The organism is Bradyrhizobium sp. HKCCYLS1011 (assembly GCF_051167795.1).
Classification (GTDB): domain Bacteria; phylum Pseudomonadota; class Alphaproteobacteria; order Rhizobiales; family Xanthobacteraceae; genus Bradyrhizobium.
In genome coordinates this window covers 155476-172627 of record NZ_JBNPTT010000002.1, presented here as the reverse complement: position 1 = coordinate 172627, position 17152 = coordinate 155476, and the positions used below count along the sequence as shown (strand labels likewise).

The window sequence follows — 17152 nt, the reverse complement described above, 5'->3', positions numbered from 1 at the left end:
CAGATTCAGGCACGGAAGACACTCGCAGGCTCTGTTTCGTCCGGCAGCTTATGATCGTCGACCAGCCGCGCCATCTTCAGCGACACTTCGAGATTGGCGCGGATCGCGGGCCGCCAGTCCTCCTCGATAGGCAATCCGAGCGCGCGCCCGACGGCATCGATGTAATCATCCAAGGGTTCGGCCATCCTCTCACCTCTCAATGCACCGGCAACGGTGGATGCGGAATCGCCGCAAGCAGCTCGCGCGTGTAGGGATCTTGCGGATCGTCCAACACACGCTCGGCCGTGCCCTCCTCGACGATTCGCCCCGACCGCATCACGATGACACGATCGCACAGGAGGCGCACCACATTCAAATCATGGGAGACGAACAGATAGCTCATACCCATCTGCTGTTTCAGATCATGCAGCAGGTTCAACACCACCGCCTGCACCGAAACGTCGAGCGCCGCCGTCGGCTCGTCCAGGATCACGAGCTTCGGATGCAGTGCGATCGCACGGGCGATGCCGACACGCGCCTTCTGGCCACCGGACAATTGATGCGGGAAGCGATCGAGCAGGTTGAGCGGCAGGCCGACCAGGGTCGCGAGCTCCTCACATCGCGCCCGCAGCGCGTCGCGGCCCTTGATGTCGCCGAGCTGCAGGATCGGGTCGACGATGGCGCGCGCCGCGGTGAAGCGCGGGTTGAGGCTGTCGGTCGGATCCTGGAACACCATCTGGATGCGGCTGCGTTGCGGCAGCCGCGCAAACGCCTGCGGCGCGATCCCGCCGATCTCCTCGCCGTCGAAGACGATGCGGCCGGAGCTCTGGTCCAAGAGCCGCATCACCATCATCGATGTCGTCGACTTGCCGCAACCGGATTCGCCGACCAGGCCGACGCTTTCGCCATGGCCGATCATGAAGCTGATGCCGTCGACGGCGCGAAAGGCTTCGGGCTCGACCGGCGGCTTGCGCCCGAACAGTTTTGAAAGCGTCGCACTCGCGCCCTGTCGGGGATATTCCTTGACCAGCCTGTCGACGAGAAGGAGTGGCTTTGCGGTGCCATCTCTCTGCTCGTCACCCCCGGGCTTGCCCCGGGGGTCCATCGCTTCTGACGAGTCTTGCGAAGAAAGATGGATGGCCGGGTCAAGCCCGGCCATGACGGAGCGAGCTTGCTGCGCCGCTGGCGCCCCTTCCTCCTCCGGCAGCAGTTCCCGCAACGACACGCCGAGCCGCGGAGTCGCCCGCATCAGTTTGCGCGTGTAGGGATGCTGCGGATGCGCGAAGATGTCGGCCGCGTTGGCGGTCTCGACCACGTGGCCCTTCTCCATCACCACCACGCGGTCGCAATAGGCAGCCGCAAGACCAAGATCATGCGTGATCAGGATGGTCGACATGCCGCGCTGCTTCGTCAGCTCGACCACGAGATCCATCACTGCCTTTTGCGTGGTGACATCGAGCCCTGTCGTGGGCTCGTCGGCGATCAGCAGCTGCGGATTGCAGGCCAGCGCCAGCGCGATCACAACCCGCTGGCACATGCCGCCGGACAGCTCGAACGGATAGGCATGATAACGCTCGCGCGGGCGCGCGATCTTCACCTGCTCGAGCGCTGCGATCGCCTTCTCCGGGCGTTCGTTCGCGGCGGCCTGGGCGTGCTGCTTCAGCACGTCCTCGATCTGCTGGCCCACTTTCCGGATCGGATTGAGCGCCGCGCGCGGATTCTGGAAGATCATCGAGATCTCGCGGCCGCGCAGATCGCGCATCTCAGCCTCGCTGGCCGCCTTGACGTCGATGCCGGAAAACATCACAGCGCCTTGCGCGATGCGCCCGGCGCGATCGAGGATGTGCATGACGGCATAGGACGTGACCGATTTGCCGGAGCCGGATTCGCCGACGATCGCGACCGTCTCGCCTTTCGCGACGGAGATATCGATATGCTGCACCGCCTTGACGATGCCGCGCCGGGTGGAGAATTCGACGGTGAGATCGCGGACCTCGAGCAGCGGCTGTGCGGTCATGATGTTCTCCAATCACTCAGACCGTCATGCGCGGGCTTGACCCGCGCATCCATCCAAAAATTCAGCATACGCTTTGACTGATGGAGTGCCTGGTCAAGCCCGGCAATGACGAAGCTGTGTTCGTGGACGCCCATCGCCTCACGTCCGCCGCTGCGGATCGACGATGTCGCGCAAGCCGTCGCCGAGCAGGTTGAAGCAGAACACGGCGATCATCAGCGCCAGTCCCGGGAATAGCGCAATCCACCATTCGCCGGACACCATGAACGATGCGCCCTCGGCAACCATGATGCCCCACTCTGCCGTGGGCGGCCGGACACCGAGCCCGATGAAGGACAGGCCGGCGGCATTGAGGATGGCGTAGCCCATGGTCAGCGACATCTGCACGATCATGATCGGCATGATGTTTGGCAGGATATGGCCGAGCAGAATCCGCGCCTCGCTGTTGCCCGACAGCCGCGCCGCCTGGACGAAGCCGGCATTGCGGCGGACATTGGCTTCGGCGCGTGCGACCCGCGCATAGAGCGGGAAATTCACGATCGCGGTGGCGATGATGATATTCTGCACGGTGTTGCCGAGCGCCGCCACGATGCCCATCGCCAGCACGAACAGCGGGAACGCCATGATAGTGTCGGCGATGCGGCCGACGATACGGTCGGTCCAGCCGCCGAAGAAGCCGGCGGCCACGCCCGCAAGCCCGCCCATGGCGAAGACCAGCACCACCGAAGCAATCGCAATGAACGTATCCAGGCGCGTCGCAACCACGACCCGGCTGAAGATGTCGCGACCCAGCTGGTCGGTGCCGAACCAGTGCGCCACCGACGGGGGCTTCAGGGCCGATGCGGTGTCGCTGGCGAGCGGATCGTAGGGCACGATCCACGGCCCCAACAGCGCCGCAAACAGGATCACGATCAGAAGCGCGAAGGCAAAGGCCGTGACCTTGTTCTCACCGAGCACATAGCGCGTGTGCTCGATAACAGCGACGAGGCCCGATCGTCGTGATGGAATGACGGGGTCAGCGGTGGGCGCGACAGTGCTCATCCTTCCAGCCTCACACGGGGATCGATGACGCCATAGAGAATGTCGATGACGAGATTGAGCGCGACATACATGACCGCCATGGTCAGCACGAAGCCTTGCACGGGCGCGAAATCGGAGGCGATCAGCGCCTCGACCGCGTAGGAGCCGATGCCGGGCCAGGCGAACACCTTCTCCACCAGCACATTGGCGCCGAGCAGGAACGAGAACACCATCGACAGCGTCGTGATGACGGGCAGCATCGCATTGCGGAACGCATAGGTGACGGTCACGGTCGATGGTGACAGACCGGAGGCGCGCGCGGTGCGAACGAATTCCGATGCCAGCACCGACAGCATCGAAGCTCGCGTCATGCGCGCGATCGGCGCCAGCGAGAAGATCGCCAGCGTCGCCGCCGGCAGAATCAGCTGACTGAGTGCCGAGCGGAACGCCTCGAAATCCCGCGCGATCAGAGTGTCGACCAAGTAAAAGCCGGTCACAGTCTCCGGTGCGCTGGTGAACACGTCGAGACGCCCGAGCGGCGCCGGGGACCAGCCGAGCCGGAAATAGAACACATAGACCAGCACCAGTCCGGTGAAGAACACGGGTAGCGACACGCCGGCGGTGGTAATGATCCGGCAGGCATGATCAATCAACGATCCCGGCCGGGTCGCCGCGAGCACGCCGAGCGGAAGCGCGATCATGATCGAGATCAAGAGACTGAGCAGCGTCAGCTCGGCGGACGCCGGCAGGCGGTTGCGGATCTCGGTCGCGACCGGCTGGCCGGTGGTGAGCGAGTTGCCGAGATCACCATGGGCAAGGTCGGCGGTGTAGCGGAAGAACTGTTCGACCAGCGGCTTGTCGAGACCGAGCTTCTTGCGGATCTGCTCGACCGCCTCCTTGGTCGCCGCGGGCCCGGCGAAATAGGCGGCGGGATCGCCGGGCAATGCACGGGTCAGCAGGAAGGTGACGATGACAACCCCGATCAGCGAGGGGATCGCGAAGGCGAGGCGCTTGGCGATGAGCGTCAGCATGGCCGCCACCTCGACAGAGATGGCCTCGGTCGCGCAACGCTGTGCGCTCGGCTCCCTCCCCCCTTGTGGGGGAGGGTTGGGGTGGGGGGTAAACCGAGACGGCAGTGCGTGTAGCTACCCCCCTCCCTGCCCCTCCCCCACAAGGGGGGAGGGAATGAGAGAGTTTCGCCTACATCACCAATGCCGGTCACGCCACTCACCCCTTCGCCAGCGAGCGATAGTCGAGCCGCCGGTGGAACCAGTACTGATAGCCGGAGATGTTCTTCTGCATCGCCACGTTGACATAAGGCTGATACAGCGGGACGCGCGGAATGTCGGTGAAGGCGAGATCGACGAAACCTTTCACGTCCGCATCGTAGCTCGCCTTGTCGCCGGTTGCGGCCGCATTGCGCGCGCCGTCGATGAGCTTATCCATCTCCGGCGACTGGTAGCTCATCGTATTGAAGATCGAATTGTTGCCGTGATAGCACCAGTAGAAGAAGTACTCGGGGTAATCGAGCCAGCCTGAGAAGACGTTGGTGTAGAGCGGCAGCACCTTCTTGGTGAGTTCAGTCCGCCAGTTCGCTCCGGGCACCTTGTTGATGGTGCATTTGATGCCGATCTGTCCCAGGCTCTCCTGCACCAGCACGCAGAGCGGCTCGTTGACCTGTGCGAAGTTGAGATCGAAGGAGAGCGTGGTTTCGAAGCCGTTGGCATAGCCGGCTTCCGCCATCAGCGCCTTGGCCTTCTCAAGGTCGCTCGCATATTTGTGCGGCTGCGGCCAAGCCACCTCCGTCGGCTTGTCGGCCGGCGCACCGAACATCGGGTTGGCGAGCCCGAACATCACGGCGTCCATGATCTTCTGATAGGGCAGCGCATAGGCCAATGCCTGGCGCACCTTCAAATTGTCGAACGGCGGCTTGGTGACGTTCATGCCGATATACTGGATGCCGTTGGAGAACGGCAGCGACACGACGTTGAGCTTGCTCTCCGCCTTCATCTCCTGAAAGTCTTTGTTCGGCAGTTCGTAGGAGATATCGGCATCGCCGCGCTCGAGCAGCGCACGGCGGTTGCCGGCCTGCGGCACCATGCGCCAGATCACCCGCCTGATCTTCGGCAGTGGACCGGAGGCCCATTCGTCATTGCGCTCCATGACCACTTCGGTGCCGGCGGTCCATTTCGTGACCTTGTAGGCGCCGGAGCCCGCGGTCTGCTGCTTGGTGAATTCGAGGCCCCAGGGATCCTTCTCGGAGGCGTTCTTCTTTACGAGCTCGGAGTTGACCACGCAGGGCACGATCACGGCGAGATCAGGGATCGTCAGCCGGTCCTTCTTCAGGAAGTCGACGCGCACGGTATAGTCGTCGACCACCACGAACTGCTCTGGCTTGGTCAGCGAGCCCGCGCTCATCTGAAAGGTCGGAAAACCGCCGACGCTGACCGCGCGATCGAGCGACCATTTGACGTCCTTGGCCGTGACCGGCGCGCCGTCGTGGAATTTGGCGTTCTTTCGCAGCTTGAAGGTAACGGACATGTCACCGACGTTCATGTCCTGGGCCAGTTCGGGCTTGAACTTATCGCGATCGTAGTAAGGCACCCCGCCGGGGCCACTCTTCATCTCATGGCTGATCAGGCGGTCATAGCAATTCCACGACACCTCATAGCCCGGCACATTGGTGCCGACACCGTGGATGTCGAGGTTGTTGGGGCCGCCTTCGGACACGATCAGAAGCGTCTCGGACCGCGCATCGGCCTTCGCCTGCGAGATGACGTGGGGCGCCGCGGGCAGCACGGCTCCCGCTGCCAATCCGGAAACCGATTTCAGGAAATCACGACGCTTCATGCAAATGCTCCGGTCAGAAATCAGTTTTGCGGGGAACATTCGCAAGCTTCGTGCCAATGGCGCGCTCATGCGCAAGCACTTGAACTCGCTCTACAATGCGCGAATTGCCGCATCGCGCGCATGTTGCGATTGCATACAGCGCGGCAGTTTTGCACATCGTTTAGGCTGATCTCTCGCCACTGCTCTATGTGACTGGATGTCAACCGGGCCAGATCAGCTCCTGCAGTTCATCAAGGTTGGCAGCCTTTAAGGGCCAATCCTCGATACAGATATGCCGGAGAGGATCGCTGGCCCGATGCAGCAGCATCAAAGCGAGCAGGCGGCGCTTGAGGCTGCCGCTGATGGCATCCTTGGCATAGCCATAACCCGCCAAGAGACTGTGCACCCGTCCCGGATGGCCAGCCGTCATGAACGCGCTCGGCCCGAGCAGATCGTACTCGCCCCATCCGGTCAGCACATCGCCGAAGTCGAACAAGCCAGAGACAGACCAGCCATCACCCCGGCGCGCGACCAGGAAATTTTCCGGGATGTATTCACCGGTGAGGATCACCGGCACAGGCGTCATCGGGATCAGGTTCTGCGCCTCGCTCAACAAGGCATCGAGCCCAGCCAGGAATTTATCCGGCAGGCCGAGCCGCTGATGCCGCGCGCGGCATCCCGCGATCTGCCCCTGCATGAACGTCGCCCAATCCGGCGCGATCTGCGCGAGCTCTCCCGGCGGCACGCGCTGCACCTCGGCAATGGTTTCGCCCAGTTGCCCGAGAAGGCGCTCCTTTGCCACTTCGGTGACGCCAGGCCAGACATCGGAGGCAAGTTCGCCCGACAGCCTGGTCATGATGAGATAGGTCCACTGCTCGCGCTCACCTTCATGCACGAGCTCGGGGATCGCGATGCGGAGCTGACCGGCCAATACCCGCAACGCGCCCCGCTCGGATAGAAACTGGCTGCGGTGCACCGGCGGAAAGATCTTCAGGATCAGGCGATCACCGATGCCGACCACCAGATTCGTTCCCGTCGCAAACGGCGTCGGCTCCCACCCGGCGTAGCCATGGCTGCGGGCGATATCGCGCGCCAGAGGCAGCCAGCGCTGCGGATCGCTGCGAAGGCCGCGAAACTCCGTTGCGTCGGTCAGTCGTGGTGGCGAGATCATGCTGCGATCAACGGATGCGGCGCCAAGCTCAACGGTCCGGGCTCGCGCGCTCGAACTGTCGCAACAGCTTGTTGCCGCGTTCGACCGCGGCATCGAGCGCAGCCTGCGGCGATTTCCGACCGCTGATGGCCTGCTCCAGCTCGTCCTCGATCGCGTCACGAATCAGCACAAAGGAGCCCAACCGCAGGCCACGCGAGTTCTCGGTGGGCGGATGCAGCGTGATCTGCTCGATCGCGATCGCCGCACCGGGATCACGATCATAGAAGCCCTGCGCGCGGGTGAGCTCGAACGCGGCACGGGTGATCGGCACATAACCGGTCGCCTGGTGCCACGCCGCCTGCACCTCCGGCCTCGACAGGAAGGCGAAGAACTTGGCCACTCCCTTGTACTCGGCGCGCGGACGATCCCGAAGCACCCACAGCGTGGCGCCGCCGATGATCGAATTCTGCGGGGCGCCGGCCACATCCGGCCAGTACGGCATCATGCCGTAGCCAACTTCGAATTTCGAATTGGCCTTGATGTCGGCGCGGGTCGCCGACGAGCCGATGAAGATTCCGCATTCGCCCTTCTGAAAGCGCGGCTCGGCGCTCTGTCCGCGCCCGCTATAGTCGAACACTTTCGCGGACTGCCAATCCGCCAGTTGTGCGACATGGCGCGTCAGCACGGGATTGTTGAAGATAAGGACGGCGTCAAGGCCGCCGAAACCGTTGATGCGCGTCGCGATCGGCAGATTATGAAAGGCCGAAAAATTCTCGACGTGAATCCAGGATGGCCAGGATGTCGTGAAACCGCACAGGGCACCGCTGTCGCGCAGCCGCGTCGCCGCCATTCCGACCTCCGGCCAGGTCCTGGGCGCAACCTCCGGATCAAGTCCCGCGCGACGGAACATGTCCTTGTTGTAGTACAGGATCGGCGTCGACGCATTGAACGGGAACGATAGCAGATTGCCGTCGACATCGGCATAATAGCCGGTCACGGCCGGCAAATAGGCGGAGGGCGAGAAGCGCTCCTGCTCATCGCGCATCAACTCGAAGACTGGATAGATGGCGCCCTTGGCCGCGGTCATCGTGGCGGTTGCGATCTCGTTGACCTGCACGATCGCCGGCTGGCTGCGTGAGCGGAATGCGAAGATCGCGGCCGTCACCGTCTCGGTGTAGTTGCCCTTGTAGCTGGGCACGATGCGGTAGTCGGCTTGCGAGGCATTGAATTCTGCGGCGAGCTTCTCGACCTGCTTGCCGAGCTCGCCCGACATCGCATGCCACCACATGATGTCGGTCGCGGCAGAAGCGGGCGTCACGCCCCAGCTCACGGCTGCGATGAAGCTCAGAGAACGCAAAAGGACAGTCACGGCAATGATTCCCAGTTCAGACCGATTAAAATTCTGATAGGCAGAAATGAAAGTTCAAATAGGACAAACCGCAGCCGCAACTATGTGGCGAAACGTATCTGTTAACCAACCATTGACGAGCATCGCCATCTCGGCAGAATGGTCTTATAGCACCCATTGCAGACTGCATTGAACCTTTTCGCGTCGGACTCGACCTCATCATCAAGGGGACCATGTTGCCTGTGTACCGCGCCCATCTTTCGCGGAGCTTGAGTGTGAACGGCGCGCCAAATCCGGATCGGGCCCTTCCACCGCTGCTTCCCGCCTTTCATCTCGGCACGGTTGCGATGCACAATAACGGCCAAATCGTATCGCGTAACGCTAAGCTCGGCCGAGGGACGGCCGCCTTCCGTCCGCGCCAATACGGGCCGAGGTAGCTCAAAGTGGCGACCACCGACCAGCAGGGCGCGAAAGACCGGCAGGTCGGCCTGGCGGCGCTCGGTCGTGCCCGGATGGTGCGCCTGCTTCGCGCGGTACCGATCCGCTGGCGGATCCTGTCCATTGCCGCGCTCAATTCGGCCGTGGTCATCGTGCTGGCGGGCCTGATTTGGAATGGCGCGGCCGTGCTCGGCTCGGCCTGGGAGGACGTCCGCCAGGTCCGCGAATCCGACAAGATCCTGGCGCTCCTCGAGAGCGAGACCAGCCGGCTGCAGAACCTCATCCACCGCTATATCAACCAGCCCAGCCCGGAGCTGTTCGCCGAGATCCTGCTCCTGCGCGAGGCTGTGCTCGGCACCCTGACCACCCGTGCGTCCACCGACCCGATGTTGTCGGGATCGGTCGAAGAGCTGGAGCGGGTCACGGTCCGCTTTCTCGACGGCTTCGGCGAGTTGCGCAGCCTGCAGACCACGATTTCGAAGACCTATGAGGACGAGGTGCTTGGTCCGGCCCGAGAGATGGCCGGCCTCTATTCCGTGATCGAAGGCGCGACCGGCCACCGCGACGCGCAAATCTGGCCACCGCTCGGTCGATCGCGCGAAGCCTTCACGGCGATGCTGGTCGCGGCGAACTCGTATTATCTGTCGCTGGCGCCGGCCTCCGCCGAAGAGGCGCGGCGCAACACCGAGGTCATCGAAAGAACCATTCCTCAGATGTCCGGCCTCGCCGACAACGAGCTTCAGCGCCTGGCGGTGGAACGGCTGTCGGCGCGCACGGCCGCACTCCGTGCCGGCTTCTCGAAGCTCTCCGAGGAGCTGACCAACCGGACCGAGCTGTTGCGCAACACCATCGATGCGAGCCAGGCCGAAACCATCGGGGCCATCGACGACCTGTCGGTGCAGATGCGCCAGCGCGAGCAGAAGGCGCAAGCCACCTTCGACCGGACGCTGGCCGACATCTCGCGCCGGGTGCTCTCGATCGCGGTGTTTTTCCTCGGCATCATCCTGTCGGCGGGCGTGCTGATCGCGCTGTCGATTCGGCTGCCGCTGCAGCAGATCATGGCCGCGATGCGCGCCATCGCCTCCGGCGACTACGACCGCAAAGTTCTGGGCACGGAGGCGCGCGACGAGATCGGCGCCATGGCGCGCGCCGTTGAGATCTTTCGCGAGAACGCGATCGCCAAGCGCAAGACCGAGGACGAGCTGCGCACGTCCAAGGAGAGGGCCGAGAGCGCCCTGCTCGAGCTCAACGCCGCGCAGCGCAACCTGATCGACGCCGAGCGGCTCGCCGCCCTCGGCGGCCTGGTCGCCGGCGTCGCGCATGAAGTGAACAACCCGATCGGCATCAGCCTGACGGTCGCATCGAGCTTTGCCCGCCGTGCCGACCTGTTCGAAACCGAGCTGAAGTCCTCCAGCGGCCTGCGTCGCTCGCAGCTCGAGGATTTTGTGCGCTCCTCGCGCGACGCCTCCCAGCAGCTGGTCGCCAATCTGCAGCGCGCCGGCGAACTGATCCAGTCGTTCAAGCAGGTCGCGGTCGACCGCTCGCATGCGGAGCGGCGGCAGTTCATCCTGAGCGAAGCGACCGACCAGATCATCACCAGCCTGAAACCGGTGCTGAAACGAGCGCCGATCGCGCTCACGGTCGACGTGCCCGAAGGGCTTCCGATCGACGGCTATCCCGGCTCTTATGGACAGATATTGACCAATCTGTTCCTCAACGCCGTCAACCATGCCTTTGCAGACGGCCGCGCTGGCACGATCTCGATCACAGCACGCCCGCGCGGAGCTGACGATATCGAAATCATCTTCTCCGACAACGGGGCCGGCATGACGCCCGAGGTGCAGCGCCAAGCCTTCGATCCGTTCTTCACGACCCGCCGCAACGAGGGCGGCACCGGACTCGGATTGCATATCGTCTATAATCTTGTAACCCAGCAGCTCGGCGGCCGGATGATGCTCGAGTCACGGCTGGGACAAGGCACCACCTTTCGCATTATCATGCCGCGGGTCGCCCGAGGTTCTAAGGAATTGGGCGGCTCCGAAACTACAGGGGACGGAACGACGCAATGGCCGAACAGGACGATGTCCTCCACCTGATCGACGACACCGGCATCGTCGAGAACGACCACTCGGCGCGGAAATGGAAGATCGCGGTCATCGACGACGATCACGCGGTGCACGAGGGCACCCGCTTTGCGCTGTCCGACTACAGCCTCAACGGCCAAGGGCTTGAGATCCTGTCCGCCTATTCCGCGGCAGAAGGCCGCACCCTGATGCGCGACCACCCTGACGTCGCAGCGGTGCTGCTCGACGTCATCATGGAGACCGACGTCGCCGGTCTCGATCTGGTCGAATACATCCGCAACGAAATCAAGAACGAAACGGTGCGCATCATCCTGCGTACCGGGCAGCCCGGCCAGGCCCCGGAGCGGCGGGTCATCGTCCAGTATGATATCAACGACTACAAGGCGAAGACCGAGCTCACGGCCGACAAGCTGTTCACGTCGCTGACCGCGGCGTTGCGCAGCTATCAGCAGCTCGAACGCATGGTGCAGACCCGGCGCGGGCTCGAAATCATCATCGACGCCGCCTCCACACTGTACGATTTCAAGTCGATGCAGCGGCTTGCGGAGGGCGTGCTGACCCAGATCGCCTCGCTGCTAAATGTCGACTGCGCAGGTATTTTGGTGCTGCGCGACGACGGCAGCCAGACCGAAGATTTCGCCGTGCTCGCAGGCTCCGGCTGCTACAGCCGCTTCACGGGCGCGCCGAGCTCGAAATCGCTCGACCCCGATCTGCGCAACATGGTCGAAGCCGCCTTCAAGCAGCGCGTGAACGAATTCGCCGACCAGCGCACCGTGCTTTATGTGCGCACCGGCTCCGGCCGCGAGGTGGTCGTGCTGCTGCAGGCGGAGCGCCCGCTCTCGGAGACCGACCGATCGCTGGTCGAGATCTTCTCCAGCCGGCTGTCGATCGCCTTCGACAATGTGATCCTGTACCAGCAGCTGCAGGAAGCCAACACCCAGCTCGAGGACCGCGTCGCGCAGCGCACCCGCGCGCTGATGCAGGCGAACCGAAGGCTGTCGGCGCAATGGCTTCGCCTGCAGCGCGCCAACGGCTTCAAGAACGAGATTCTCGGCACCGTCGCCCATGACCTGAAGAATCCGCTCGGCGTGATCATGGGCCGCACCGAAATGCTGACCGAGCTGATCGCGACCGGCGCCTCCAAGGACGGCACCACCGCCCAGATCGAGCATATCCGCGATGCCGCCAAGCGGCTGACCTCGATGGTGGATCATCTGATCTCCGACGCCATGGCCGATGCGTTCGACATCACGATCCGGCGCGAGTCGGTCGACATCGCAGCTCTTGCCCATGAGGTGGTCGAGGCAAACCAGCCACTGGCGCACAACAAGCAGCAGATCATCTCGGTCTCGGCGCCGGCACATCTTCCAACCATGTGCGACACCGACCGCATCCGCGAGGCGATCGACAATCTGCTCAGCAATGCCATCAAATACAGCCCGATCGGCGGCCGGATCGGCGTCGAGGTGAAGGGCGACGAGGACAATGCGGTGATCAGCATTAGCGACCAGGGCGCGGGTCTGTCGCCTGAGGATCTGGGCCGCTTGTTCGGCCGCTTCCAGCGGCTATCGGCAAAACCCACGGCCGGCGAGAGTTCAACCGGACTCGGCCTTTCGATTGTCAAGCGGATTGTCGATATGCACGGCGGCGAAGTGACTGCTAAAAGCGATGGTCCCGGCCAGGGATCGACCTTCACCATCATGCTTCCGACGGCCGAACTGTCATGACCCAGAGCCAGCACATCATCATCGTCGACGACGAGGCGCCGGCCCGGGAGATGGTTGGCGATTACCTCAAGATGCACGGCTTTATCGTGACCCTGTGCGAGGGCGGCAAGAGCCTGCGCAATGCGATCGCGGCCGGTCCTGCCGACCTGGTCGTGCTCGATCTCAACATGCCCGAAGAGGACGGGCTGTCGATCATCCGCGACCTCAAGAGCCGCACCAACATCCCGGTCATCATGCTGACCGCGACCGCAAGCCCGATCGACCGGGTCGTCGGCCTCGAACTCGGGGCGGACGATTATGTCGCCAAACCTTGCGAACTGCGCGAATTGATGGCCCGCATCCGCTCCGTGCTGCGGCGGAGCACGCCTGCCAAGGCGGCGGCGCCCGCGCCGGACGTTGCGGCCGCGAAGCCGAAGGAGCAGCTGGTCCGCTTCGGCACCAAATGGCTGGACCTCGATGCCCAGGCGTTGCGCGACGACGAAGGCAATGAGCATCCGTTGACCGCATCCGAGTTCAGCCTGCTGAAAGTGTTTGCGTCCAACCCCAAGCGGGTGCTGTCGCGTGAGCGGCTGCTGGAGCTTGCCAATGCCCGCGACGCCGAGGCGTTCGATCGCGCGGTGGACCTGCGCATCATGCGCATTCGCCGCAAGATCGAGCCTGATCCGGGCAAACCGGCCGTGATCCGCACCATCAGAGGCGGCGGTTACCTGTTCTCCCCGGCCGGCGAAAAGGCCTGACCGCGGGCTTCCGCGGTCCGGCAGGGGACTTGGCGGCATACGAAATGCCACCGCGTGAAAAGCTCCACAATTTCGCCATGAGTATTTCGCCGCGTTGCTGCTGACGAAACAATTACCCGGGTCCACGAAACCATTTTCTTGCCCTGGTGCAGACGTCCCGAAACCGGCCCCCAGTAAGAATCCGGGCCGACGAAACGCCGCAAGGGGGCGGCGGAACGGGAGAGCGTCATGCAAAACGTCGTTGCCATCAATTCCGCAGCCAGCCAGGGCATCATCGCTGCCCAGGCGACCTCGGACGACATGCTCCTGCAGAGCATTGCCGATGGCGGCCGCACTGCGATGCATGTTCTGTATTCGCGGCATCATGTGCGGGTCTATCGCTTCATCCTGCGGATCGTGCGCGACACAACGATTGCGGAAGACCTGGTCAGCCAAGTGTTTCTGGACGTCTGGCGGACCGCGAAACAATTCGAGGGCCGGTCGCAGGTCTCGACCTGGCTGTTGTCCATCGCGCGGTTCAAGGCGCTGACCGCGCTGCGCCAGCGCCGGTTCGAGGATATCGACCAGGAGGAAGTGCGCGAGATCGCCGACGACTCGGATACGCCGGAGACGTCGCTCGAGCGCGCCACCACCAGCGCCATTCTGCGTGCCTGTGTCGCAAAATTGTCGCCCGCGCACCGCGAGATCATCAATCTCGTCTACTATCATGAGAAGTCGGTCGAGGAGGTCGGACAGATCATTGGCATCCCGCAGAGCACGGTGAAGACGCGGATGTTCTATGCGCGCAAGCAGCTCGCCGATCTGTTGCGGGGCGCAGGCGTGAACAGCCTCGCCGCTTGACTGACCGATCGCTGACCAGGTCTTTTTTACGAAAATTTGCCGGGACAGGCGTAATGCCCCGGCAAGCTCCTGGCGGAAGACGCTGAACGAAACAATTGAAACAATCGGCGCAATCACCCGGAAAAGGTCCCCTGCTACAACCCTGACCGTCGACTGAAACCCAGTCCCCCAGCTGGCTTCAGTCCTGAAGCGAAGCGATTTTTCGCCGGACGAGTTCCACCTTCCAAGTTGCCCCATGGCCCGGAGGATGCCCACCTCCGGGCCGTTCTCTTTTTGCGGTGCGCTACCGCCGCCTGGGGCAATTTGGCATTTGATCCTGCCGGTTGAGCGGTGCGATTTTCCCGTCACACGCCGCGTGCTAAAGCAGCCGGGCATGGTTGACGGACGGTGCGCATGTTCGGTTTGGATGCAGTTGATCTGGGGCGGGCGCAATTCGCTTTCACGATGACCTTCCACATCGTGTTTCCGGCGTTCTCGATCGGGCTCGCCTCTTATCTCGCGGTGCTCGAAGCGCTGTGGCTGTGGACCGGGCGCGAGGTCTTCATCAACTTGTTCCATTACTGGCTGAAGATCTTCGCGGTCGCCTTCGGCATGGGCGTGGTGTCGGGCATCGTGATGTCCTACCAGTTCGGCACCAACTGGTCGGTGTTCGCCGACAAGGTCGGCCCGGTCATCGGCCCGTTGATGGCCTATGAGGTGCTGACGGCGTTCTTCCTCGAAGCCGGCTTTCTCGGCGTCATGCTGTTCGGGCTGAAGCGCGTCGGTCCCCGCCTGCATTTCCTCGCCACCCTGATGGTCGCGATCGGGACCCTGATCTCCGCATTCTGGATTCTCTCCGCCAATTCCTGGATGCAGACGCCGGCCGGCTATGCGGTCAATGCCGAGGGCCAATTCGTCTCCGCCTATTGGCTGAAGGTGATCTTCAATCCGTCCTTTCCCTATCGGCTGGTTCATATGGTGCTGGCCGCCTATCTGACCACCTCGCTTGTGGTCGGCGCCGTCGGCGCCTTCCATCTGCTGCACAACCCGCATTTGCCGGGCCCGCGCGTGATGTTCTCGATGGCGATGTGGATGGCGACCCTGGTGGCGCCGATCCAGATCCTGGCCGGTGACCAGCACGGGCTCAACACGCTCGCGCACCAGCCGACGAAGATCATGGCGATGGAGGGTCATTTCGAGAGCCACCAGGATGGCGCGCCGCTGTATCTGTTCGGCTGGCCCGACGAGGCCGCCGGCAAGCTGAAATACGCGGTCGGCATTCCGAAGCTGGGCTCGCTGATCCTCAAGCACTCGCCCGACGCGCCGCTCGCGGGCCTCGACACCGTGCCGCGCGAGAACTGGCCACCGGTCGCGATCCCGTTCTGGACGTTCCGCATCATGGTGGGGCTCGGGTTCTTGATGCTGGCGCTTGGCCTGTTCAGCCTGTGGGAGCGCTGGCGCGGCCGGCTGTACCAGTCGGCGCTGCTGCATCGCTTCGCGATCGCGATGGGGCCGGCCGGCTTCGTCGCCGTGATCGCGGGCTGGATGACCACTGAGATCGGCCGCCAGCCGTTCACCGTATATGGCCTGCTGCGCACGGCCGATTCGGCATCCCCCCTGGCAGCACCCGCGGTCGGCTCATCCCTGCTCGCGTTCATCATCGTCTATTTCATCGTCTATGCCGCAGGCATTCTGTATCTGCTGCGGCTGATGGCGGCGCCGCCGCATCCCGGCGAGAAAGGACCGAGCACCGAGAGTCCGACGCGGACCGCGGGCATCACGCCGGCGCCCAGCGTGCCGACAGGAGTTGGCGCAACATGACGGCATCGATCGATCTGACGACGCTCTGGGCCTTCATCATCGCCTTCGCGGTCTTCGTCTATGTCGTGATGGACGGCTTCGATCTCGGGCTCGGCATCCTGTTTCCGCTGTTTCCGGCGAAGGAGGATCGCGACGTCATCACCAACACGGTCGCACCGGTCTGGGACGGCAACGAGACCTGGCTTGTGCTCGGCGGCGGCGGTCTGATGGCGGCGTTTCCGCTCGCCTATGCGATCCTGCTGCCGGCGATCTACACCCCGCTGATCGCAATGCTGGTCGGATTGATCTTCCGCGGCGTCGCCTTCGAATTCCGCTGGCGCACCCGGAACAGCCGCGCTCTCTGGGACCTCGCCTTTTCCGGCGGCTCCTGGATCGCCGCCCTGGCACAGGGCATCGCGCTCGGCGCCATCCTGCAGGGCGTGCATGTCGAGCACCGGCAATATGCCGGCGGCTGGTGGGACTGGCTGAGCCCGTTCAGCATTCTCACCGGCGTCGCGCTGGTGGTCGGCTATGCGCTGCTCGGCGCCACCTGGCTGATCCTGAAGACTGAAGGCGAGCTGCGCGACCAGGCCTATCGGCTGAGCTGGTATCTGTTGTTCGCCATGCTGATCGCGATCGGCGCGGTCAGCCTCGCCACCCCGTTGCTCACCATCCAATATGCGCAGCGCTGGTTTTCTTGGCCCGCGATCGTGCTGACCGCACCGGTGCCGCTTGCAGTCATCGCGGTAGCCGTGCTGTTGATGAAGAACCTCGCAGAGCGTCGGGACAGCTGGCCGTTCGTGCTGTCGCTCCTGCTCTTTCTGCTCTCCTATGCCGGGCTCGGCATCAGCATGTATCCCTATATCGTGCCGCAGAGTGTCACGATCTGGCAGGCCGCGGCGCCCGAGCGGAGCCAGCTGTTCATGCTGGTCGGCGTTGCCGTGCTGATCCCGCTGATCCTCGCCTATACCGGCTGGGCCTATTGGGTCTTTCGCGGCAAGGTCAGAGCTGACAGCGGCTATCACTGATGCCCTCCTTGAATGACGAGCCGCCGCTTGCGAAGCGACTGCTGTGGTTCGCGGCGCTGTGGATTGCGGGCGTGGGGACCGTCGCGGCTGTCGCATTCATCTTGCGGCTCTGGCTGAAGTCCGCCTGAGCATTGCCCCCGCGGCCGCCTTGACTTTGCATCAAAATCCCGCCTTTGATC

The 17152-nt window shown here is 63.5% G+C and carries 14 protein-coding genes; 7 read left to right on the top strand and 7 right to left on the bottom strand.

Annotation, left to right across the window (positions count from 1 at the left end; genetic code table 11):
• Nucleotides 1-5: 5 nt before the first annotated feature.
• The 7 genes from ACQR1W_RS05370 to ugpB all read right to left on the bottom strand — a co-directional run bounded on the left by ACQR1W_RS05370 (nt 6) and on the right by ugpB (nt 8361).
• Nucleotides 6-185 (bottom strand): DUF4089 domain-containing protein, encoded by a 180-nt coding sequence (locus tag ACQR1W_RS05370; RefSeq protein ID WP_008972565.1) that lies wholly within the window; start codon nt 183-185, stop codon nt 6-8.
• 11 nt (nt 186-196) lie between these two features.
• Nucleotides 197-1996, bottom strand: a complete 1800-nt coding sequence (locus tag ACQR1W_RS05365) for a dipeptide ABC transporter ATP-binding protein (RefSeq protein ID WP_434849838.1) — start codon at nt 1994-1996, stop codon at nt 197-199.
• A gap of 138 nt (nt 1997-2134) precedes the next feature.
• On the bottom strand, nt 2135-3034 hold the full coding sequence (locus ACQR1W_RS05360) for an ABC transporter permease (protein ID WP_434849837.1): 900 nt from the start codon (nt 3032-3034) through the stop codon (nt 2135-2137).
• The gene (locus ACQR1W_RS05355) at nt 3031-4044 is read right to left on the bottom strand and encodes an ABC transporter permease (protein ID WP_434849836.1); all 1014 of its coding nucleotides are present in this window, start codon (nt 4042-4044) and stop codon (nt 3031-3033) included. Before ACQR1W_RS05355 ends, ACQR1W_RS05360 begins: the two co-directional genes overlap by 4 nt.
• A 196-nt stretch (nt 4045-4240) precedes the next feature.
• A complete protein-coding gene (locus ACQR1W_RS05350) occupies nt 4241-5863 on the bottom strand; it encodes an ABC transporter substrate-binding protein (RefSeq protein WP_434849835.1) in 1623 nt (540 codons plus the stop codon).
• 199 nt (nt 5864-6062) lie between these two features.
• A complete protein-coding gene (locus ACQR1W_RS05345; protein ID WP_434849834.1) occupies nt 6063-7013 on the bottom strand; it encodes an aminoglycoside phosphotransferase family protein in 951 nt (316 codons plus the stop codon).
• Nucleotides 7014-7041: 28 nt separating this feature from the next.
• The gene (gene ugpB, locus ACQR1W_RS05340) at nt 7042-8361 is read right to left on the bottom strand and encodes a sn-glycerol-3-phosphate ABC transporter substrate-binding protein UgpB (RefSeq protein WP_434849833.1); all 1320 of its coding nucleotides are present in this window, start codon (nt 8359-8361) and stop codon (nt 7042-7044) included.
• 491 nt (nt 8362-8852) lie between these two features.
• Here ugpB and ACQR1W_RS05335 point away from each other — a divergent pair, with 491 nt between their 5' ends.
• The 7 genes from ACQR1W_RS05335 (at nt 8853) to ACQR1W_RS05305 (ending at nt 17101) form a co-directional block, all read left to right on the top strand.
• Nucleotides 8853-10874 (top strand): ATP-binding protein, encoded by a 2022-nt coding sequence (locus ACQR1W_RS05335; protein WP_434850431.1) that lies wholly within the window; start codon nt 8853-8855, stop codon nt 10872-10874.
• Nucleotides 10844-12589 (top strand): ATP-binding response regulator, encoded by a 1746-nt coding sequence (locus ACQR1W_RS05330; protein ID WP_008971766.1) that lies wholly within the window; start codon nt 10844-10846, stop codon nt 12587-12589. The genes ACQR1W_RS05335 and ACQR1W_RS05330 overlap by 31 nt, the downstream gene beginning before the upstream one ends.
• Nucleotides 12586-13326, top strand: a complete 741-nt coding sequence (locus ACQR1W_RS05325) for a response regulator (protein WP_434849832.1) — start codon at nt 12586-12588, stop codon at nt 13324-13326. The genes ACQR1W_RS05330 and ACQR1W_RS05325 overlap by 4 nt, the downstream gene beginning before the upstream one ends.
• A gap of 228 nt (nt 13327-13554) precedes the next feature.
• Nucleotides 13555-14166: a sigma-70 family RNA polymerase sigma factor gene (locus tag ACQR1W_RS05320; RefSeq protein WP_008971764.1), complete on the top strand. Its 612-nt coding sequence runs from the start codon at nt 13555-13557 to the stop codon at nt 14164-14166.
• A 393-nt stretch (nt 14167-14559) separates the two neighbouring features.
• On the top strand, nt 14560-15966 hold the full coding sequence (locus ACQR1W_RS05315; RefSeq protein ID WP_434849831.1) for a cytochrome ubiquinol oxidase subunit I: 1407 nt from the start codon (nt 14560-14562) through the stop codon (nt 15964-15966).
• On the top strand, nt 15963-16973 hold the full coding sequence (gene cydB, locus ACQR1W_RS05310; RefSeq protein WP_434849830.1) for a cytochrome d ubiquinol oxidase subunit II: 1011 nt from the start codon (nt 15963-15965) through the stop codon (nt 16971-16973). Before ACQR1W_RS05315 ends, cydB begins: the two co-directional genes overlap by 4 nt.
• The gene (locus tag ACQR1W_RS05305) at nt 16973-17101 is read left to right on the top strand and encodes a DUF2474 domain-containing protein (protein ID WP_434849829.1); all 129 of its coding nucleotides are present in this window, start codon (nt 16973-16975) and stop codon (nt 17099-17101) included. Before cydB ends, ACQR1W_RS05305 begins: the two co-directional genes overlap by 1 nt.
• The last annotated feature ends 51 nt before the right edge of the window (nt 17102-17152 follow it).